The sequence below is a fragment of the Dolichospermum planctonicum genome (genome assembly GCF_005402965.1).
Classification (GTDB): Bacteria; Cyanobacteriota; Cyanobacteriia; order Cyanobacteriales; family Nostocaceae; genus Dolichospermum; species Dolichospermum planctonicum.
In genome coordinates, this window is the sequence record NZ_BJCF01000002.1 from 64,170 (window position 1) to 85,648 (window position 21,479).

A 21,479-nucleotide genomic window follows, 5' to 3' on the forward strand; every position below is an offset into this window, starting at 1 on the left:
AGTTTTATCATTAATATCTGTACTTCATAATACTGGGAACTGCTGTATCATATAATTAACAAGAGACAGAGCCTTAAAATGGCTTTTAAATGGCTTTCCCAGCCGGAGTCGGGGAACGAGAACAACTACTTTTTAATTGTTTGATAAATCAGGTTTTGGGTGGGATCAAGTTTAACGTTATTTACGCCTTTTTGAGCAAATACATAATCTTTATTTTGCCATAAGGGTATATAAGGAAGATCAGTTAAAACTTGGGTTTGAATGTCAGTAAATATTTTTTTCCGGGCTTGGGGATTTTGTTCTTTGCGTTGTTGATCTATGAGTTTATTCATGGTTTCACTATAATAGAATGAACCCTGAGATTGACTACCACCGATTTCACAACCTTTAGTAACTGAACCTTTTTCACAGGCTAAAAATGGCTGTACATAGTTATCTGGATCTAAAAAGTCTGGATACCAATCAAGTAAAGCGACTGGATATGAACCTTTGGAAATTTCTTTAAAGAAGGTAGCGCCTTCTACATTTTGAATTTCTAATTGTAATATACCATCCATTTTAGTATCGGCCAGGGATTTTAGGGTTTGTGCAGTTAAACCGCGAGTGGGTGAACTTGCGGGATACCAAACTTGGACTTTAGCAGGATTTTCTTTGGAAAAACCCGCCGCAATTAAGGATTTTTTGGCTTGTTCAAAGTTACCATCACCATATTTGTCTTTAAATAATGGTTGGGAAACGTTGAAGGTTGTGGGAATCATGCTATAAAGGGGATCAGCTTGGGAAAATAATACCCGATTATTTAATAATGGTCGATCAATTAATGATGCGATCGCTTTTCTCACTTCTATTTTATCTAAAGGTTTTTGATTACGATTTAACACCATATAACTAACTACACTACCTTGAGCGGTAATTGCTTGCCAATCTCCTTTTTTAGCACTTGCTTCTAAGCTCTGAATTTGGTCTGGTTGTAAGGATAGGTAAGCCACGTCTACCGCACCAGTTTTAAAAGCATTAAATAGGTTAACTGGACTGGTTTGAATTTGGACATTTACACCTTTATTTTCGGGTTTTGTTCCCCAATATTTATCAAAGATATCAAATCTTAAAGAATCAGTTCCATAGTTAGCTAATTTATAAGCACCAGTCCCTACAAAGGTATTGGGTTGAAATTTCCCAGGCCCAATTTCATAGGATTTTGGTGAAACTGCACAAACTCCAGAAAATGCTAACAAGGAAGGAAAAGCTGCAAAGGGTTTTTTGAGTTTAATTGTTAATTCATATTCTCCTGTGGCTTTCACTGAAGCTATGGTATCAGATAATAAAAAGGACGGTTTACCTTTATTTTCAATGAAACGTTGAATACTAAACTCCATTGCTTTGGCATTGAATGGAGTATCATCATGAAATACTACCTCTTTGCGAATAGGAATAGTATAAGTTAAACCATCAGCGCTAACTTTAGGTAATGCTGTGGCTAATTCTGGTTTAATCTCTGTACTACCTGGTTCATACTTATATAAGCGATCGCTCATATTAAATATTAAACTCAAGGATGATAATTCATACGCATCAGCGGGATCAAGAGTTCTTGGTTTTGCCGTTGTTCCTATAGTGATCCGACCATCACCTACAGGAGTATTAACAATACTAGATGATGGTGTATTTATTTGTTGTTTAGGAGTACAACTAACAACCAAGAATAGACATAAACAGAATAAGGATAGGAATTTTGTCATCCTACCCCACCGTTGTATTAACAGAGAACACCAAGTTATCATGGTCAAAATCTTTTCAATTAGCAGTCAGTCATTGTACCATATAAAGTAATTTTGCCTTCTGCAATGAGAGAGAAAAATTCAAGGAGTACAAACAGCCAGATAATTTGTACCCAAGTCTGGACAAAACTAGCGTAAAGTCTATATATTGGGAGTAGTCCTAATTATAGACAAATTATGGAAGACTCTCATAAGATAATTTCTATAGGAGATGCCGCTAAAAAACTTGGCGTTTCAGTTAAAACAGTGCGAAGATGGGCTGACGCTGGCAAATTGAGATTTGAGCGTAGCCCAAGTGGACATAGACGTTTTTATTTAGCAGACATAACAAGAATTACACCAAGGGATTTTAATCAACTAGAAGACCGCATAACTATTAATTATGCACGAGTTTCTAGTAATGACCAGAAAGAAGATTTAACGAGACAAAGACAGGTACTAGAGGCTTTTAGCAGTGCTAACGGGTGGCAATTTGAAACCATATCTGATTTAGGATCGGGACTTAATTACAATAAAAAAGGACTTCAGAAACTACTAAAACGCATTATGCAAGGTGATGTTGGTCGGTTGGTATTGACTCACAAAGATAGATTGCTTAGATTCGGATCTGAGATTGTCTTTACAATGTGCGAAGAATTTGAAACTCAAGTTGTAATTATCAATAAATCAATCGAAGAGACTACTTGTGAGCAAGAATTGGTAACAGATATGATTGAACTAATTACTGTTTTTTCTGCAAGACTGTACGGTTCGCAAAGTGATAAGAACAAGAAACTACTGGACAAAGTTTCTCAAGCTGTCCAAGAATATAAGTAGGTGAACGGAAAAAAACCGACATAAGTAACGAAAAGTAAAGTTGTCCAAAACATCTTCCCAGTTAAGAGTTCCCTGTCCCCGTGGCGTAGCACCTGTCACCTGTTCCCTTGCCCCAACGACAATTTTTAACGCCCACCTACTTAATTCACATAGTTCAATTATGCAACGCCGGCAATAGTTACCAAAAGACGGTAAAATCCTAAATTGAAAGCCTATAGTGACAATTAATCAAGTTGCTCTTGAGCTTTTATATCTATTTTAAAGCCATTATATCCTGATGTCGGCTGTTGTGATTACTTTAGAAACTCAAGCAAACTCTTCTGATCACTTAATTATTCAGCCACCCCTAGCTGGCCTATCTCTCCAGGGAATTATCCGTGTACCTGGAGATAAATCTATTTCCCATCGAGCTTTAATGTTAGGTGCGATCGCTTACGGTGAAACTCAAATTCAAGGGCTACTTTTAGGGGAAGATCCCCGCAGTACAGCCGCCTGTTTTCGGGCTTTAGGTGCGGAAATTTCGGAATTAAATACAGAATTAGTCACAGTTAAAGGCATCGGTTTGGGCAATTTCCAAGAACCTATAGATGTCTTAGATGCTGGTAACTCTGGAACAACCATGAGGTTGATGTTGGGGTTATTAGCATCCCATCCAGGACGATTTTTTACAGTCACAGGCGACAGTTCTTTGCGATCGCGTCCCATGTCCCGTGTCGTCAAACCGCTACAACAAATGGGGGCGCAAATCTGGGGACGTAAAGGAAATACTTTAGCACCCCTAGCCATTCAAGGACAAGCCTTACAACCGATTCATTATCATTCTCCCATTGCTTCGGCTCAAGTGAAATCCTGTATCCTCCTGGCTGGTTTAAACACTAAGGGAAAAACCACTGTCACAGAGCCGGCTTTATCACGAGATCACAGTGAACGGATGTTAAGAGCTTATGGGGCGGAATTAAGTATAGATTCAGACAGTAATAGCGTTACTATCACTGGTGGAGCGAAACTTTATGGACAAAAGGTAATTGTACCTGGTGATATCAGTTCAGCGGCTTTTTGGTTAGTTGCGGGTGCGATAGTTCCTGGTTCAAATCTGGTAGTGGAAAATGTCGGTGTTAATCCCACCCGCACCGGTATTTTAGAAGCCTTGGAACTCATGGGAGCAGATATTCAACTAGAAAATCAGCGGGAAGTCGCAGGAGAACCGGTAGCTGATATCCGCGTCCGTTCCGGTGGTTTAAAAAGCTGTACCATTGCTGGTGATATTATTCCCAGATTAATTGATGAAATTCCGATTTTAGCAGTGGCAGCAGTTTTTGCCCAAGGCACAACAATTATTAGAGATGCGGAGGAGTTACGAGTTAAAGAGAGCGATCGCATTACCGTGATGGCACAACAACTCAATAAAATGGGTGCAAAAGTTACTGAGTTACCTGATGGTATGGAAATTATTGGTGGTACTCCCTTAATAGGTGCTGAAGTAGATAGTCATACAGATCATCGTATTGCCATGAGTTTGAGTATAGCTGCTCTCAATGCTACTGGTAAAACTACTATTTACCGCGCTGAAGCAGCGGCTATATCTTATCCCAATTTCACCAGCACACTTAGGGAAATTTGTCAATAATTTTTTAGGGACAGGGTAACAGGTAACAGGTAACAGGTAACAGGTAACAGGTAACAGGTAACAGGTAACAGGTAACAGGTAACAGGTAACAGGTAACAGGGTAAAGGGTACAGGTAACAGGGTAAAGGGTACAGGTAACAGGTAACTCTTAACAGGTAACTCTTAACAGGTAACTCTTAACAGGTAACTCTTAACAGGTAACTCTTAACAGGTAACTCTTAACAGGTAACTCTTAACAGGTAACTCTTAACAGGTAACAGGTAACTCTTAACAGGTAACAGGTAACAGGTAACTCTTAACAGGTAACAGGTAACTCTTAACAGGTAACAGGTAACTCTTAACAGGTAACAGGTAACAGGTAACTTTACTTTTCGTTACTTTTCGTTACTTATGTCGGTTTTTTTCCGTTCACTTACTTACAGCAAGTAGCTTTGAGTGAGGTACACCTTGTGCGGGCAAGATGCCCGCACCACAAGAGTTTTATTATTAATATCTGTACTTCATAATATCGGGAACTGCTGTAAATAACCAAATTGTTGATATCTGACGCACCTGACAACAGATTTTTTAGTGTCACAATTGCGTAAGTCCTAATTATCCATTACCTAACTAACTGCATTGCTGAATTAAAAAATTGCCGACATAGGCCTTTAGTAATTAAAATGGTTGTGAATAAGTTTGTGACAGCTACCATAAAAATAATTAAAATTTCGTAGGATACAGCCTCTAGAGGTGTGACACCGGCTAATAATTGTCCGTTGGTGAAGGTTGGTATTGTCACCATACCAATTAACATCATTTGGTTTAAAGTCGGCATAAATGCGGCGCGAATAGCTTCTTTGCGGTAGGGTTTAATAGCCTGTTCGGGAGTTGCACCTAAGCTTAAATGGGTTTCTATTTCCGTAGTAAATTGATTGATGGTAGTAACCAAACGCTCCCCCGCTACTACGGCAGCATTCATAGCATTACCCAACAATATCCCAGCCAGAGGAATCAAATAGCGGGGTTCGTACCATTTATCTGGTTGAATAATTAAAAAGTTGGTGTAAAGCAATGTTAACGCCGTACTCACAAAAATTGCTATCCCAACCAAAGGTAACACCTGGGGGATGTTTCGGCCGATGCGATTACGAGTAATAATTGCAGTAATGGTGAGAATTATTGCTAAAATCCCTACTACTGCCCAAACATTATTCAGGGCAAAAATAAAGTCAAAAATATAACCCAGTACAAGGAGTTGGAGGATAGTTCTACCAGTAGCCACACTTAAATTTAATTCTAGTCCTAATTGTTCCCAGGCCGATATACCAATGGCAATGGCCATTAAGCCCATAGCTAAAGCCAAATCTACCATATCCAGTTTAATTAGTTCTGGCATAGTTTCTGTACCTCTTAACCAATGAAAACTTGACAAACTTATAGCTGTAACCAGTTCTGACGATTAAAAATCGCATACACAAACAAAGTCCGCAAATAAAATAAAAACTCATGATTAAAAGTGTAAATTCCATTCCCGCCTTTGATATTAAACAACAATATGCCACCATTGAAACTGAAGTAAGTGCTTCTGTATTGGCGGTTCTGGCTTCTGGCCGTTATATTGGTGGTCCAGCGGTTACAGATTTTGAACAACAGTTTGCAGCTTATCATGGTGTCAGTGAATGCGTAGCTTGTAACTCTGGTACTGATGCTCTATTTTTAGCATTACGGGCTTTAGGCATTGGTGCAGGTGATGAAGTTATTACTACACCGTTTACTTTTTTTGCTACCACAGAAGTTATCAGTGCTGTAGGAGCAATACCAGTATTTGTAGATATTGATGCCACTACGTTTAATTTAGATGTAGAGAAACTAAAAGCAGCAATTACACCAAAAACTAAAGGGATTATACCAGTACATTTGTTTGGACTGCCTGTAGAAATGACAGGATTAATGGCAATTGCCCAATCCTATAATTTAGCAGTAATTGAAGATTGCGCTCAAGCTACTGGTGCAAGTTGGGAAAATCAAAAAGTTGGTAGTATTGGCCATATTGGTTGCTTCAGTTTCTACCCTACTAAAAATCTGGGCGGTTGTGGCGATGGTGGGGCAATAATCACAAATGATCCAGCGATCGCTACTCAATTACGAGTTTTGCGAGAACATGGTAGTAAAGTGAGATATATTCATGAAGAAATCGGTGTCAATAGTCGTTTAGATGCTATTCAAGCGGTAATTCTGCAAATCAAACTGCGCTATCTCGATATTTGGAATCACAGACGCAAGGAAATTGCTGATTATTATTATCAACACCTGAGTCTAGTTCCTGGTATCACAGCCCCCCAAGAATCTCCTGGAGGGGTTAGTGTCTGGAATCAATATACAATTCGGGTATCTGGAGTAGAACGCAATGGTGGAAGTGGTAAATATCGAGATTGGGTGAAAAATCAAATGCAGGAACAGGGTGTTAATTCTATGATTTACTATCCCTTACCCATACATTTGCAGCCAGTGTATAAAAATTTAGGTTATCAACCCGGACAATTGCCAGTATCAGAACAAGTTTGTCATGAAGTTTTATCTTTACCCATGTTCCCCGAATTAGACCAAGAACAACAAGATAAAGTCATTGATACCTTAAAATCTTGTTTGTCTTGAATTATCGGGGAACATGGGAGTAGGGGAGAAATTTCCTTATTCTCCTGACTCCTGACTCCTAGTTATTACGCAAATATTCGGGTATTGACAGTAGCTAAGGATTCTACTAAACTACGGACAGCGGCAATCATGGCTATTTCGCTATTGAGTTGGTTAATAGCCGAACCGACACCAACACCAGCTGCACCAGAAGCGATCGCCATTGGTGCGGTAACATTAGAAATACCCGAAGCACATAGTACAGGCACAGAAACCGCACGGGAAATTTCATAAGCTGCGGCCAAGGTGGGAGCAGCCTTTTCTATTAATCCCAAAGTACCGGGGTGAATAGGGTTACTGCTAGTACCTCCCTCAGTTTGAATGATATCAGCACCGGCTTTTACCAAATCTTCCGCTAGTTGTACTTGTTGATCTAGGGTAAGGATATGGGGAACGGTTACAGACAGGGTAATTTCGGGCAGCAAGGCACGGGTTTGGTAAGTTAGATCTAAAACTTCCTCTGATTCAAATTTGCGCCCTTGAGCGTAGAAAGAATCGAAATTACCAATTTCAATCAAATCAGCGCCAGCAGCCACAGCCGTTACAAATTTTTCCGGTTCAACAGCAGATACACAAATAGGTAATTTAGTCAAACTTTTAGCCAACTTTACCAAATCTACATCAGCAGCAATATCTACAAAAGTAGCACCACCCAAATCAGCGGCTTTAACAGTCGCAGCGACACTAGCAGCATTGAAGTTATTCAAACCGCTAATTACTTTTAGCACAGGATGGGCGAATGCACGTTGGAAATCAGGATACATAGTCATAATTTTTATGAGAGCAGTTTCTTTCAGTAGGAATATTTTTACATCAAATCTGGCCAGATTTGATTTTGAAAAAAAATTGATGGCGATTAATGTTGCATACTAGAGTATTTATGTTCACTTTATCACTTGCCAACTTTCTATCTATAGTTACTTCTCCCGCCTGTATAATTTTCCCTGGGAGTAATCTAATGCAGTCCATCCTAAGTTTTAGATCATAACTTATATCATAACCTGGTTTTTTCCATTGCTTCTAATTGCATTTTTTTGGGGTTAATAATTCTAATTTATCCTCTAAAATCGTCCCTTTTAGATTTGCTCCCTGAAAATTTGCTCCCCTAATAGTTGCACCTTGCAAATTTGCACCTGCTAAATTCGCACCTTTTAAATTAGCCCAACTTAAATCGGTTTCTGTTAAATTAGCCTCCGTTAAATTAGCTTTAGATAAAAATGCGTTTCCTAAATGAGCTTTAGTTAAATTAGCTTGATGTAGGTTAGCTTGATAAAGTTGAGCATTGATTAATTCTGCTTCATATAAATTAGCTTGACTTAAATTAGCCGTAATTAAATTAACTGCCATTAAATTAGCAAAACTGAGATGACTACGAATAAGTTTTGACCCTGATAAATCCGCATTTTTTAAATTAGCATTTTGAAAATTTGTACCAATTAAATTAGCATCATTAATCATAGCATTTTCTAGATTTGCTCCGCTTAAATCAGCACCAATTAAATTTACATAACTTAAATTTGCTGCGGTCAAAATTGCTCCACTCAAATTAGCAATACTCAAATTAGCTTGACTCAAATTAGCTGCAATTAATTTAGCTTCATAAAAAATAGCATTACTCAGATTTGCCTGACTAAAATTAGTTCGCACTAACAAAGCATGAGCTAAATTGACCTGATTGAAATTTACCCCTGCGAGATTTGCCCCTCGCAGGTTTTCTCCTAATAAATTTGCACCACTAAGATCAATTTCAACTTGAGGATGTTGATTTCTCCATTCTATCCAAATAACTGCCCCAGATCGTAATAAATTAAGATGTTGTTGATTCGCCATTTTTTCCTCCTTGCTCAAAAATTAACAAAAATTAAAGAGTTTCATACCTCATTTGTATGATCAGAAAAAATCTTTAACTTTTAATTTTTAACTTTTAACTGTTTATTCGTTCCGCTTACCTTGAGGATTTTCCCTACCAGGTGAATTTTCAATTGCTGCTAACGCTCCTGCTGCTCCTGCTAAAATATCCTGTTCCGTTCCCCCTAAATAAAGTCGGCCAAAACTACCCACAGCTTGAACTTCCAGAATATTAATTTGTGCTGCCTTTTCCGCTTCATTAGCTGCTAGTGCCGCATAAGCTGCCGGTTCAACTTCTAATACGTACAGAGTTTGCCCCGCTAATAACAGTTGTCCTCGACGAGTACGGTTAATCAATTGAGTTTGATACGCGTCAATATTGCGGATAATCTGACTAGAAACCACACGGGGTTTGAGACATTCCTGCTTTTTCACGCCCAAAAACGCCAAAATCGCATCCCCAGCGGCTCGTGTTTCCCCCTGAGAGCCAGAATGTACCTCTAAAAGTCCGTATAAACGTTCTACTACTTGCACTCCGGGACGGACAGAAGCAGATTTGAGGGCTACGTCCGTAATCTTATTGATTTCGATACCAGGGGAAATCTCAATCCATAAGGATGTATCCCCTGGTAATGGTAAGAAACCCTGGGCTACTGTTCCCATATATGCAGCGTGTTGAGGTTGCAGGTTGTCTAGAAATACGAAACTGCGTAGTTCTATGCCCAAAGTCTTAATTCTCCAGTCATGACGGTAAATGTCTTTTATTGCAACATAAAGAGTTTACCGTGAAAGTGGACTGATTGGGTAATTTCAGCCCCCAACTCCTTGCTTGATAACTCACAAGATGTCTAATAACTCAAGTTGCTAGTTATCTAGTTGAGACTGGTAATAGGTAATGGGTAATTGGTAATTGGTGATAAAATCCCTGTTTTCATCCTGTTTATCCTTTAATCTTGGACATTCTGAAATACTAGAAGTCGGGAATCTAGTTGACTGTAAACTTGATAACTTCCTTACCATCGCGGTTTTTAATTACTCGTGCCGGTACCCCCACCGCTACTGAGAATGGAGGAATATCTTTAGTAACAATAGCACCAGCACCAATAACACTACCTTTGCCGATAGTGACACCATCCAAGACCTTTACACCATCTCCTAACCAGCAATCATCCTCAATTACGATTCCCAGACGAGTAACACCTTGGCTTTTGATTGACTTACTTGGATCTGCAAAATTGTGATTATTAGCGTATATCCCAGTATGGGCTGCAATTAAACATTGCTTGCCAATTTTAATATTTCCAGGTCCAGCAATACAAACACCAGGTCCAATAAAAGTATCTTGACCGATTTCGATATAAGTATGATCAAGTGACCCTATGACAACATTATGCTCAACAATAACTCCATTTTCTAGATGAATTCTATTATTTTCGTGTCCTCTTCCATCTATACGAACTCCTTTAAAAATATAAACTCTATTACCGATTTCAATAGAATCAGTGCCAATAAATTCAATGCCATCTTGAAGATAAACTGAGCTACCTAGCCGATAAAAAATAAATTTATAAAGTAAATTACGTAACTTTACACCACCAAAAATTGTTGGTATATCGCCAATAAAAGTAGTTAAAAAAAGTTCTTGAAGCCGCTTAAACTTGGAAAATATTTGTACTTTGTTCATAACCTTATTGCTGCTAACTAATGTGATATTGGAGATGGGCAGAATTATGAAATGCCTAAAAAATCTCGCTACTATATAACCATATATATTTCTATATCTGCATTTTCATCAAACAGATTTATAGAAAAATAATATGACCAATATGAAAACCCAAGGCAATTTTCAATCTGATATTTACTAACTGGAAATTAGAGAAAATACTTTTTGATGTTTAGAACTGATATACTGAGATTTAATGCTTTAACATCACATCAAATTGCTAACTATTGCTGCACATAATTTAGCAGTTTAACAAGCTATTATAATTCAGATATTCAGTTACAAAATACCAAAATATTTATTTCAATCGAATTACATTTTTTTACGCAATTGCAAAATAGAGGTGAAATTTTATCACTACCATCAAAATGTAATTATTGAATTATTCATCAAATTTCCTGATAAGTACAATCACCTCAAATCAGGGGGGAGTATCTCCAACTTCTGCCATCACATTAAAATTAACCATCGGAGCAAATAAATAAATACTTCCCCGATTACTATAACGGCTTCTTTGCAGCCAATTTTTAGAATCTGCCGCTGTTGTAATCATAGTATGTCAAAAAATTTACTTATGCACTTTTAATTTTCGTATAAAACGCCTTTATAGTGACATAAATAATGTCCTTCTATTATCTTAAAAGACATTTATGAAATAAATATGAAGTAATAGTAAAGTTTAAGGATAAATTATGAAGATTTAAAAATCAACAGAGATTTATCATTAATACAAGTGTAGCGGGAATGCTCTCTAAAAATGTATTTATGATCACAATTTTAATTTCCCAAAATATACTTTTCATTACAGCTTTAAAAAAAAATAATAGGGAGAATGGGGGGCAGAAGAAATAATTGTTTATTTGCTGTTGTGAAATCATGGTAGCTATCTCAGAGAACATTCAGAACCGATTAACTATACAAACTGTAGAAATTGCTCCCAACACCACCGCAATTCGCTCTCTTGATTGGGATAGAGATCGTTTTGATATTGAATTTGGGTTACAAAATGGTACAACCTATAATTCATATTTAATTAGGGGTGAACAAACAGTTTTAATTGATACTTCTCATCAGAAGTTTCGTCAACTTTATTTAGACACTCTCAAAGGTTTAGTTAATCCTAAAAGTATTGATTATATCATTGTTAGTCATACTGAACCTGATCACAGTGGCTTAGTAGAAGATGTTTTACAATTAGCTCCCAGAGCAACTGTTTTAGCATCGAAAGTGGCTTTACAATTTCTAGAAGGTTTGGTACATGAACCTTTTTCTAAACGCATTGTTAAAAGTGGAGATCGAATCAAAATTGGTCAAGATCATGAAATAGAATTTGTTAGTGCGCCAAATTTACACTGGCCAGATACTATCTTTAGTTTTGATCGCAAAACTCAAATTCTCTACACCTGTGATGCTTTTGGAATGCACTTCTGTGATGATCGCACTTTCGACGAAGATTTAGAGGCAATTGAAGCTGATTTTCGCTTTTATTATGATTGTTTAATGGGTCCAAATGCTCGTTCTTTACTAAATGCTATGAAGAGAATGGGTGAACTTGGTAAAATTAAAATTATTGCCAATGGCCATGGTCCATTGCTTTATCATAATCTTGATATTCTGACTGAATTTTATCAGAATTGGAGTCAGAAACAAACGAAAACAGAAACTACTGTTGGTTTATTTTATGTTTCTGGTTATGGATATAGTGATCTTTTAGGACATAGTATTTCTGAGGGTTTACAAAAATCCGGTATCGGTGTGGAAATATTGGATCTTAGCACCGCAGAAAGCCAAGAAATTCAAGAGTTAGCAGGAAGATCATCCGGTTTAATTATTGGTATGCCTCCTACTAGTGCAATTAAAGCACAAGCCGCAATTAGTTCTTTATTAGCAGTTGCTAAAAATAAACAAGTAGTTGGTTTATTTGAATCTTATGGTGGAGATGATGAACCAATTGATACCCTGAGACGCAAATTTATTGACTTAGGTATTAAAGAAGCTTTCCCAGCTATTCGTATCAAAGAAACACCTAATGAATCTATCTATCAACTGTGCCAAGAAGCAGGAACTAGTTTAGGACAATTGTTAGTACGAGAACGCAATATTAAACAAATCAAAGCTCTTGACGTGAATATGGAAAAAGCGTTGGGAAGAATTAGCAATGGTTTATATATTGTCACTGCTAAAAAAGGTGATGTTAGTGGTGCAATGATTGCTTCTTGGGTAACACAAGCTAGTTTACAACCTTTAGGTTTTACTATTGCTGTTGCTAAAGATCGCGCTCTTGATAGTTTACTACAAATCAATGATCATTTTGTTCTTAATGTTCTTGAAGAAGGGAATTATCAAGACTTGAAAAAACATTTTCTTAAACGTTTACTTCCTGGTATTGATAGATTTACAGATGTAAAAATCCAAACTGCTAAAAACGGTTCACCTATTCTTAGCGACGCACTCGCATATATGGAATGTGAAGTTATTAATAGTATGGAATGTAGTGATCATTGGATTTTATATTGCATTGTTAATGATGGCAAAGTTTCTAAACCCGATGGTATTACAGCAGTTCGTCATCGCAAAGTAGGAAATTACTACTAATTACAATAAATAATGGATAATAAACAATAAATAAATTTTTATTATCCATTTTTAATTGCATTTAATCCATTACTTATTTTTAATTGGTAATAATCTATTATCAATTAAAAATTGTTCATTATCTAGATAATTATTTACTCGTTGCAGATAATTAATATGTCAATTCCAGATTCTTTTTCTAACGCTGTTGAATCAGCTAAAAATTGGGTTTCTCAAGTTTTTTCACCTCAACAGGTATCTATGAATGATTCCCGACCCAGAGATGTACAAATTTTACCTATTGGTACTAATACAAAAGTTCTAAGGGCGCGTAGTAAATCACGGCTCAGATTTGAAATTGAATATGCACTAGAACGCGGTACTACTTCTAACTGTTATTTAATAGAAGCAGATAAAACTGCTATTACAGACCCACCAGCAGAAGGATTTACAGAAATTTATTTAGAAGCGTTACAAAAAACAATTAATGTTCAGAAATTAGATTACATAATCTTAGGACATTTTAACCCTAATCGTGTTCCAACGTTAAAAGCAATTTTAGCAATTGCGCCACAAATTACTTTTGTTTGTTCTCTTCCTGCTGCTAATAATTTACGTGCGGCTTTCACTGACCAAGATATTAAAGTTTTAGTTATGCGAGGAAAAGAAACACTAGATTTAGGTAAAGATCATGTTTTAAAATTTTTACCTACTCCTAGTCCTCGTTGGCCAGAAGCACTTTGTACCTATGATCAAAAAACGCAAATTCTGTTTACAGATAAGTTATTTGGCGCTCATATTTGTGGTGAAGAAGTATTCGATGATCACTGGGAAAGTTTTAAAGAAGATCAACGCTATTACTTTAATTGTCTTATGGCTCCCCATGCGACATATATAGAATCAGCTTTGGAAAAAATTTCTGATTTACAAGTGAGAATGTATGCTGTAGGTCATGGACCTATAGTCCGTACTAGTTTAATTGAATTAACAAAATCTTATCATGAGTGGAGTCGCGCCCAAAAAGATAGAGAAATATCTGTAGCACTTCTTTATGCTTCTGCTTACGGTAATACTGCAACTTTAGCACAAGCAATGGCACTAGGATTAACAAAAGGTGGAGTTGCGGTTAAATCTGTTAATTGTGAATTTGCTTCTGCTGATGAAATTCGTACTACTGTAGAACAAGCAGATGGTTTTATTATTGGAACTCCCACTATTGGAGGACACGCACCTACACCTATTCATACTGCTTTAGGTATTGTTCTTTCTACGGGTGATAATAGTAAACCTGCGGGAGTATTTGGATCTTATGGTTGGAGTGGTGAAGCTTTAGATTTAGTAGAAGGTAAACTTAGAGACGCTGGATATCGTTTTGGTTTTGATACTTTGAAGGTAAAATTTAAACCTGATGAGGTTACTCTTAAATATTGTGAAGAAGTCGGTACAGATTTTGCTCAAAGCTTGCGAAAGGCCAAGAAAGTCCGTGTTCCCCAACAAGCAGCAACCCCTACGGAACAAGCCGTAGGTCGGATTATCGGTTCTGTATGCGTTATTACAGCTAAACAAGGGGATTTTTCTACGGGAATGATGGGGGCGTGGGTGTCTCAAGCTACGTTTAATCCACCAGGAATTACGGTAGCGATCGCCAAGGATAGAGCGATCGAATCTTTATTATATCCCGGTGGTAAATTCGCGCTGAATATCCTCCCTGAAGGTATTCACTTGGAATATATGAAACATTTCCGCAAAAATTTCCAACCCGGAGAAAACCGCTTTACTAACTTCCCTACAGCGGAAGCAGACAATGGTTGTACAGTATTAACCGATGCTTGTGCATATCTAGAGTGTTCAGTACAGCAGCGGCTAGAATGCGGTGATCATTGGGTAATATATGCAACTGTAGATAATGGTAAATTACTCAAACCTGATGCGATAACTGCTATTAACCACCGGAAAACAGGCTCATATTATTAATTAGGAGAAGAAGGAAAAAAGTGTTTTCTGGGTGGTTTTAGAAACCCTAATTCTTTGTCTTTAACTCTTGTGGGGTGGGCTTCTAGCCCGCCCAAAAATACATAAACTAGGTGCTTTCTAGGTTAATTAAAGAATAAAAATCCGGTTTGTAATAAACCGACAAAAAACCCTAAAATACCACCTAAGGTTACAATGGCTTGTAATTCATTTCTGACAATTCCTTCAATAGCATCTTCTAGTTCAGCCGGTGATGTAGCTTTTACTCGTTCTACAATTACTTGATCTATAGATAAAATGGGAATTGTTTGCGCTACAATCATTTCTAAATCTTTCTCTAGGTACTTTTCTAAAATTAAGGTCAAATCCCCAGCAACTATTTCTAAAGAAGTATTGACAGCTGGTGAACTACTCAAGCGATTTAGTAATACAATAGAGATCCTTTCCCAGTCAGCGGATTCTGTTAATTCTTTGAGTAAATTGCTACCACTATTTTGCAGGTATTGACGCACATTATCCCTAATAGTTTTTCGCAGTTGACGTACAGTACCGACGGGGAGATTTTGTAAAGATAAATTCTGTAATAATCCCTTAATGCGATCGCGCATTTTTAAATCTTTAATTAATTCTTGTAATCGTTCATTGGTTGCTTCTTTTTCATCTAAGCAAAATGTCCGTAACCGAGTTAGAGTATTCTTTAAACCAAACAAATTTGCAACTACCCAATAAGTACCACTGGTTTTTTCTCGAAAGCTTTCATCAATAGTTTGAATTGTCCGATCTGTTAAGAAATCAATGATAATTTGTCGTAATCTATCAGGAGGTAAAACTATCTCTAATAACCAATCAGCTAACCGGATAGATTGTTCTTCAGTGAGTTGAAATTCTAGTAGTACCTTATCAAATATTTGGTTAATTTGAGTTTCTAAAAATGTTTCTTGTCGTGCTAATACCCTCAAAAGACGGGGTAAAGATTCACCCAATAAATCCCGTAAAATTCCCGCTACAATTTTAGTAGTGCGGGGGTTTTTATCATCTTTAATTTGCTCAAATAGCAAACGTAATAACCAAAGAACTCCTCCTTGTAACCGTTCAGGTTGTAAAAGTTTCCGCGCTAGATTTTGCAGTTCTTCTGGAGTCAGTAACGACTTCATAATCGCATTAGCAATATTTTGTCCTAACCGCTCTTGATTACTAGGAATTAACCCAGGAGTAAATGGTACTTTTTTCCCAAAAATATAAACTGGTTTGTAGGGACGAAACAACATTTTTATGGCTATGTCGTTAGTATAATAGCCAATTAATCCACCTAGAATTGGGGGTGATACATATAATAAGATTTGAGACAAATCCACGGCTTTTGGATTACCTAATTACTACTAATACTCCCATCATACCGTTCGCAATGGGATAGTGTGTAACTTCCTGAAAACCAACTTGACGCGCTAACTCTATCTGCTCCCTACCCGTGGGAAAACGGTCTAAACTAGGGCTAATATAAGCATATTCTTCCTTTAAACCAAGATTAGTGGCTATAGGAACTACACAATTATCTAAATACCACTGTTGCACAGCGCGTAACTGTTGATGACTGGGACGATGAAAGTCTAAAATCGCAGCTTTAGCTCCTGGTTTGAGAACACGGTATATTTCCTGAAGACTTTTGACAATGTTTTTAACATTTCTTAATCCATATCCCATAGTAGCTGCATCAAAATAATTAGTCTCAAAAGGTAAATTTAATACATCGCCCTCTAACCAATTAATCGGAGGTTGAGGATAATAATTTTTGCAGCGTTCTTGAGCATTATTCAGTAAATTAGGGGAAAAATCAACTCCATAAACCTTTCCTGTCATTCCCACACGACGTGCTAAACGAAAGGTTAAATCACCAGTACCGCAACATAGATCTAAGCTAGTATCACCAGGTTTAGCGGCGCTCCATTTGACTGTCATTTCTTTCCAAATTCGGTGTTGTCCTAAACTTAATTGATCATTGAGTTGATCATATACGGGAGCAATGCGGTTAAATATAGTACGAATTTCGTTAGTCATTTTTCAGGAAAAAGCATAATTTTAATTTAAACCTGATCATACCAACTGACGGTTTCAACTGGGGGATTTTTACCTTGTAGGGTGCGTTAGCGACTAGTAACGCATCGTTAATAGATTTAATTTATGAATATTGGTGCGTTATCAACACAGTCCAGGAAAATTAGTAATTTATTTTTTGTCAGTCCCTAATTCTCCATAGTGACCAGCTTTAGTGATATACTCGTATAAGTGACTCAATAATGGCCTATAACGAGTTGTTTAAAACTTATTATACGCAGATTTTTAATTGCTTTTTAATTGAATTATGACAGAAATACAGCCCAATTCTCAAAATCTTGAGGATACAGCTACAGAATTATTAGTGAAGCTGAGACAAAAACAGGGTTCTTGGGTAGAATGGGGACAAGCTATCGCTTACTTGCAAAAAAACGGTTATAATCCTCAGACTATCTTTGAAGCAACAGGATTTGAACCAATTCAACAGAATCAGGTAATTGTTGGCTCTCAAGTTTATGCTTCTATGGAAAAATGTGGAGCATCAGCAGAAACATTAGCATATTACAAGCAAAAAAGCAGTGATGTGTTATATGAATTGCGTGGACTAAATCAAGAAGACCGTGCTAATACCGCTGATTTAACCTTTGAATACAAGCTTGATGCGGATGTAGTCAGGGATATAGCCAAAGCAGTTAAAGATTTTTCTTGGTTTCCTAATTTACCAGAAGGCTTCAGTAAACATCCGGGGGATGCAGTCGCTTATCAATCTTGGAAATTCGCTAAACAAAAATCTGACTTGTCCGAGCGATCGCGCTTAATAGCTAAGGGATTACGTTTTGTCCATTCGGAGAGTGCTAGAAAGCAATTAGAACAATTATTAATGGATTTTAGCGTTGCTCCCAAAGTTGCTCCACCTATCCTCCCCTTTTACCGTCTTGAATCTGATGAAGACTTACCCCGGATTTTACCCGTCATAGGTGAGTTACCATTAACACCAGAAGTCTTAAAAGCTGTACCATTGATTACGGAGATTCAACCATTTCGGATTGTCAAATTTGCCGGGGAACAAGCTTGGGTATCTTTACCTGGGTGGAAAGTGCTATTAAATGCAGAAGATCCCGTTGTAGTCATTGGTAATAGTGATATTTTCCCTAACCCCCATCAAAGCAAAGTTGAAGCGATTATGATTGTCATAGATCGCGCTCAAAGAGAATGGGATATTTCCAACTACTTTGTTTTTGATAATGGGGAGAGTATTGACTTCCAATGGTTTGAAACTGCACCAAAAATTCCCTTATTGGGAAAAATGATTGTTTTAGTTCGGCCAAAGAAAGTTCTAGATGAAGAATTTACCAAAGATGCTTGGCAAATTGATGAATAATTGATCAAGAAAGGTAATAGCTAGGCTAACAAGAATCTACTAAGAAGGATTTAATTTATATACTTGGGCGGGCTAGAAGCCCACCCCACAAGAGAATGACTAATGACCAATCATCTATTATGAAACTAAAAGAAAATATTGCCGAAATTAGGGCTAAATTGCGTCCAGGACAAACGCAAATGGCTGATTGGCAATCGGGTCCATTGGCGGTGGCTGCCGTTCCTGGAGCGGGAAAATCAACGGGAATGGCTGCGGCTGCGGCCATTGCTATTGCTCGTCAATATCAATATTATTTAAATACAGGTAATAAAGAATATAAACAGTTAGTAGTTGTTACTTTTACCCGTTCTGCGACTGCGAATATTAAATCTAAAATTCGGGAAAATTTAAAAAAATTATCTTTACCACAAACAGGATTTGCAGTTTATACTTTGCACGCTTTAGCTTTAATTATTGCTAGTCGTTATCCTGATTTATCGGGTTTACAGTTAGAAAATGCGACCCTAATTACACCAAATCAAAGTCACAGATTTATTCATATAGCGGTAGAAAGATGGATTTTTAATCATCCCCAACTTTATCTTAAATTACTTGCAGGACAACAATTTGATGGAGAAGAAACGGAAAGATTACGTCGTCAGTCAGTGCTGAGAACCGAAGTATTACCAGATTTGGCTTATACTGTTATTCATGAGGCCAAAAGTTCAGGAATATTACCACAAGATTTATTAAAATGGAGTCAAATAAATCCAGATAAATATGATATTTTAACAGTAGCAGCAGGATTGTATACAGAATATCGAGAATTTATGAAATTACAGGATTTTATTGATTACGATGATATGATTTTAGCCGCTTTGAAAGTATTAGAAAATCCTAGCGCTCGTCGGATTGAACAAAATAAAGTTTTAGCTGTTTTTGAAGATGAAGCTCAAGATTCCAGTCCATTGCAAACCAGGTTATTAGAAATACTAGCTAGTCAAGAAACATTAAATTTAATCAGAGTTGGTGATACTAATCAAGCCGTTAATTCTACATTTACCCCTGCTGATCCAATTTATTTTCGGGAATTTTGTCAAGATTGTGAAAGTAAAAATAGACTAGCTAAAATGTCTCAAGCTGGTCGCAGTACACAAATAATTATTGATGCTGCTAACTTTGTTTTAGAATGGGTAAATCATCAGAACTTTGCTAAAAATAACAGCAGACAAACACCATTTATCAATCAGAAAATTTACCCTTTAGATATCAGTGACGGTAAACAAAACCCTGAACCAGTAGGGAGAGGATTAGAACTTTATACCCCCAAAGACATACATCATACAGTTGAACTAATTTCCCAAAGAGTAATTGAGTTATTTACAGAAAATCGTGAATCTTCCGCAGCGATATTAGTGCGAGAAAATCGTCAAGGAAGATGGTTAGCTACTGCTTTAGAACCAATATGTCAAGAGCATAAAATCAAACTTTATGATGTGGGAGAAAAAGAACGACGTTCTCATGTTCCTCAAGAGATTTTATCATTATTACAATTTTGCGATCGCCCTCATTCCGCTGATTATCTGAAAGCCACTTTAGATGTGCTTGTAGAACGTCAATTAATTCCTACCCAAGATATTAACACCCTAGCTATTGTTCCCGAAGAATTTTTATATCCAGGACCTTTAACCCCACTTCAAACAGAAATAGTTCAAAAAGCGGCTCATATTTGTCGGAGTTTACTTCGCGCTTATTTAGAATTACCTTTTTATCAAATAATTTCTTTTTTCGCTTTAACATTAAAATATAACCAAGGAGAATTAGCTACTGCTGACAAACTTGCAGAACGGGTAAATCAGCAAATTTTTAGTAATAGTTCTATGGGAAAGATGATATCAACTTTAATTGAAATTGTCAGTTCCGAAAAATTTGAAACGGTAGAAACAGAAAATATTGAAGAACAATATACCCAAAAAGGACAATTAACAATTATCACCATGCACAAGGCCAAAGGGTTAGACTGGGATTATGTATTTTTGCCATTTCTCCATGAAAACTTAATTCCGGGAAGATTTTGGATTCCCCCCCAGTCCCAATTTTTAGGGGATTTTAGTTTATCAGAAGTCGCACGCGCTCAAATTCGCGCTTTCCTTCATCAAAAACCCATACCTGATATTCAGCAAGCTGGAGAAGAATCAAAATATCTGAAAATTGCAGAGGAATATCGTTTACTTTATGTTGCTATGACGAGAGCAAAAAAACTGTTATGGATGTCTGCGGCTGAAAAAGCCCCTTTTACTTGGAATAAACCGGAGAATTTACAACCAACAACCCCTTGTCCAGTTTTTGCAGCTTTAAAACGTCAATTTATTCAAAATATCTGCAACAATTGACAATTGATAATTATTAATTAATAATTGATTATTAGCAATGAATAACTAACAACGAAATTTTATGGTCGCAACTCCAAGTTATAACTACATATCCCCCACAGAATATCTCCAAGGGGAAGAAAACAGTCCTATTAAGTATGAATACAGGGACGGAGAAGTCTACGCAATGGCAGGTGCTAGTAATACTCATGTAATTATTACACTTAATATTGCTTCAATGTTAAGAAACCATCTGCGTGGAAGTGGTTGTCAAGCTTATATTTCCGATACAAAGGCACATATTGAGTCAATTAATACCTATTACTATCCTGATGTCATAGTTAGTTGTCACCAAAAAGACAAGGCTTTTCATAACTTTCTGCGTTATCCCTGTTTAATTATCGAAGTCTTATCCCCTACCACAGAAGCCTTTGATAGAGGTGATAAATTTGCTGACTACCGAAAATTACCATCACTTCAGGAATATGTACTAGTGAGTCAAAACCGCATCAGTGTAGAAGTTTTTCGTCGTAACTCAGAAGGACAATGGGTACTTTATAGTTATGAACCTGGGGAAAATATTCATTTAGAAAGTATAAACTTTAACTGTTCTATAGCAGATGTGTATGAAGATGTAAATTTTGGAACTGCTGCTGGAGAAGATCTAATTGTTTAAACTTAC

General features: G+C 36.9%; 17 protein-coding genes. 8 read left to right on the forward strand and 9 right to left on the reverse strand.

What is annotated here, in order from left to right:
- Positions 1–125 precede the first annotated feature (125 nt).
- The gene (locus FFO06_RS01460) at positions 126–1,739 is read right to left on the reverse strand and encodes an ABC transporter substrate-binding protein (RefSeq protein WP_137906433.1); all 1,614 of its coding nucleotides are present in this window, start codon (positions 1,737–1,739) and stop codon (positions 126–128) included.
- 216 nt (positions 1,740–1,955) lie between these two features.
- On the opposite strand from FFO06_RS01460, the gene FFO06_RS01465 reads away from it, so the two are divergent.
- Together FFO06_RS01465 and aroA are read left to right on the forward strand one after the other, a co-directional pair.
- Positions 1,956–2,594, forward strand: coding sequence for an IS607 family transposase (locus FFO06_RS01465; protein ID WP_137906434.1), 639 nt, complete (start codon positions 1,956–1,958; stop codon positions 2,592–2,594).
- A 277-nt stretch (positions 2,595–2,871) separates the two neighbouring features.
- On the forward strand, positions 2,872–4,221 hold the full coding sequence (aroA, locus tag FFO06_RS01475; RefSeq protein WP_137906435.1) for a 3-phosphoshikimate 1-carboxyvinyltransferase: 1,350 nt from the start codon (positions 2,872–2,874) through the stop codon (positions 4,219–4,221).
- Positions 4,222–4,822: 601 nt separating this feature from the next.
- On the opposite strand, the gene FFO06_RS01480 is transcribed toward aroA, so the two are convergent.
- Entirely contained in the window at positions 4,823–5,599 is a 777-nt protein-coding gene (locus tag FFO06_RS01480; protein WP_137906436.1) for an ABC transporter permease, read from the reverse strand.
- 110 nt (positions 5,600–5,709) lie between these two features.
- On the opposite strand from FFO06_RS01480, the gene FFO06_RS01485 reads away from it, so the two are divergent.
- Entirely contained in the window at positions 5,710–6,858 is a 1,149-nt protein-coding gene (locus FFO06_RS01485; RefSeq protein WP_137906437.1) for a DegT/DnrJ/EryC1/StrS family aminotransferase, read from the forward strand.
- 65 nt (positions 6,859–6,923) lie between these two features.
- Here the strand turns inward: FFO06_RS01485 and FFO06_RS01490 are convergent, their stop codons facing one another.
- From FFO06_RS01490 to FFO06_RS22235, 5 genes are all read right to left on the reverse strand, one after another.
- Positions 6,924–7,667 carry a DUF561 domain-containing protein gene (locus FFO06_RS01490; protein ID WP_137906438.1) on the reverse strand — a complete coding sequence of 248 codons (744 nt, stop codon included), beginning with the start codon at positions 7,665–7,667 and terminating at the stop codon, positions 6,924–6,926.
- A gap of 250 nt (positions 7,668–7,917) precedes the next feature.
- A complete protein-coding gene (locus FFO06_RS01495; RefSeq protein WP_137906439.1) occupies positions 7,918–8,727 on the reverse strand; it encodes a pentapeptide repeat-containing protein in 810 nt (269 codons plus the stop codon).
- A 102-nt stretch (positions 8,728–8,829) separates the two neighbouring features.
- On the reverse strand, positions 8,830–9,471 hold the full coding sequence (gene ccmP, locus FFO06_RS01500) for a beta-carboxysome protein CcmP (RefSeq protein WP_028083111.1): 642 nt from the start codon (positions 9,469–9,471) through the stop codon (positions 8,830–8,832).
- A 259-nt stretch (positions 9,472–9,730) separates the two neighbouring features.
- A complete protein-coding gene (locus FFO06_RS01505) occupies positions 9,731–10,429 on the reverse strand; it encodes an acyltransferase (RefSeq protein WP_137906440.1) in 699 nt (232 codons plus the stop codon).
- Positions 10,430–10,889: 460 nt separating this feature from the next.
- Positions 10,890–11,021 carry a hypothetical protein gene (locus FFO06_RS22235; RefSeq protein WP_255501491.1) on the reverse strand — a complete coding sequence of 44 codons (132 nt, stop codon included), beginning with the start codon at positions 11,019–11,021 and terminating at the stop codon, positions 10,890–10,892.
- A 323-nt stretch (positions 11,022–11,344) separates the two neighbouring features.
- Here FFO06_RS22235 and FFO06_RS01510 point away from each other — a divergent pair, with 323 nt between their 5' ends.
- Together FFO06_RS01510 and FFO06_RS01515 are read left to right on the forward strand one after the other, a co-directional pair.
- On the forward strand, positions 11,345–13,063 hold the full coding sequence (locus FFO06_RS01510; protein WP_137906441.1) for a diflavin flavoprotein: 1,719 nt from the start codon (positions 11,345–11,347) through the stop codon (positions 13,061–13,063).
- 240 nt (positions 13,064–13,303) lie between these two features.
- On the forward strand, positions 13,304–15,016 hold the full coding sequence (locus FFO06_RS01515; RefSeq protein ID WP_137906534.1) for a diflavin flavoprotein: 1,713 nt from the start codon (positions 13,304–13,306) through the stop codon (positions 15,014–15,016).
- A gap of 122 nt (positions 15,017–15,138) precedes the next feature.
- Here the strand turns inward: FFO06_RS01515 and FFO06_RS01520 are convergent, their stop codons facing one another.
- Both FFO06_RS01520 and ubiE read right to left on the reverse strand, forming a co-directional pair.
- A complete protein-coding gene (locus FFO06_RS01520; RefSeq protein ID WP_137906442.1) occupies positions 15,139–16,368 on the reverse strand; it encodes a DUF445 domain-containing protein in 1,230 nt (409 codons plus the stop codon).
- Between the two features lie 10 nt (positions 16,369–16,378).
- A complete protein-coding gene (ubiE, locus tag FFO06_RS01525) occupies positions 16,379–17,068 on the reverse strand; it encodes a bifunctional demethylmenaquinone methyltransferase/2-methoxy-6-polyprenyl-1,4-benzoquinol methylase UbiE (RefSeq protein WP_137906443.1) in 690 nt (229 codons plus the stop codon).
- A gap of 304 nt (positions 17,069–17,372) precedes the next feature.
- Between ubiE and FFO06_RS01530 the strand changes: the two genes are divergently transcribed.
- The 3 genes from FFO06_RS01530 (at position 17,373) to FFO06_RS01540 (ending at position 21,473) form a co-directional block, all read left to right on the forward strand.
- Positions 17,373–18,446 carry a RuBisCO accumulation factor 1 gene (locus FFO06_RS01530; RefSeq protein WP_137906444.1) on the forward strand — a complete coding sequence of 358 codons (1,074 nt, stop codon included), beginning with the start codon at positions 17,373–17,375 and terminating at the stop codon, positions 18,444–18,446.
- Positions 18,447–18,565: 119 nt separating this feature from the next.
- Positions 18,566–20,818: an ATP-dependent helicase gene (locus FFO06_RS01535; protein ID WP_236097046.1), complete on the forward strand. Its 2,253-nt coding sequence runs from the start codon at positions 18,566–18,568 to the stop codon at positions 20,816–20,818.
- Positions 20,819–20,879: 61 nt separating this feature from the next.
- Positions 20,880–21,473: a Uma2 family endonuclease gene (locus FFO06_RS01540; RefSeq protein WP_137906446.1), complete on the forward strand. Its 594-nt coding sequence runs from the start codon at positions 20,880–20,882 to the stop codon at positions 21,471–21,473.
- Positions 21,474–21,479 lie beyond the last annotated feature (6 nt).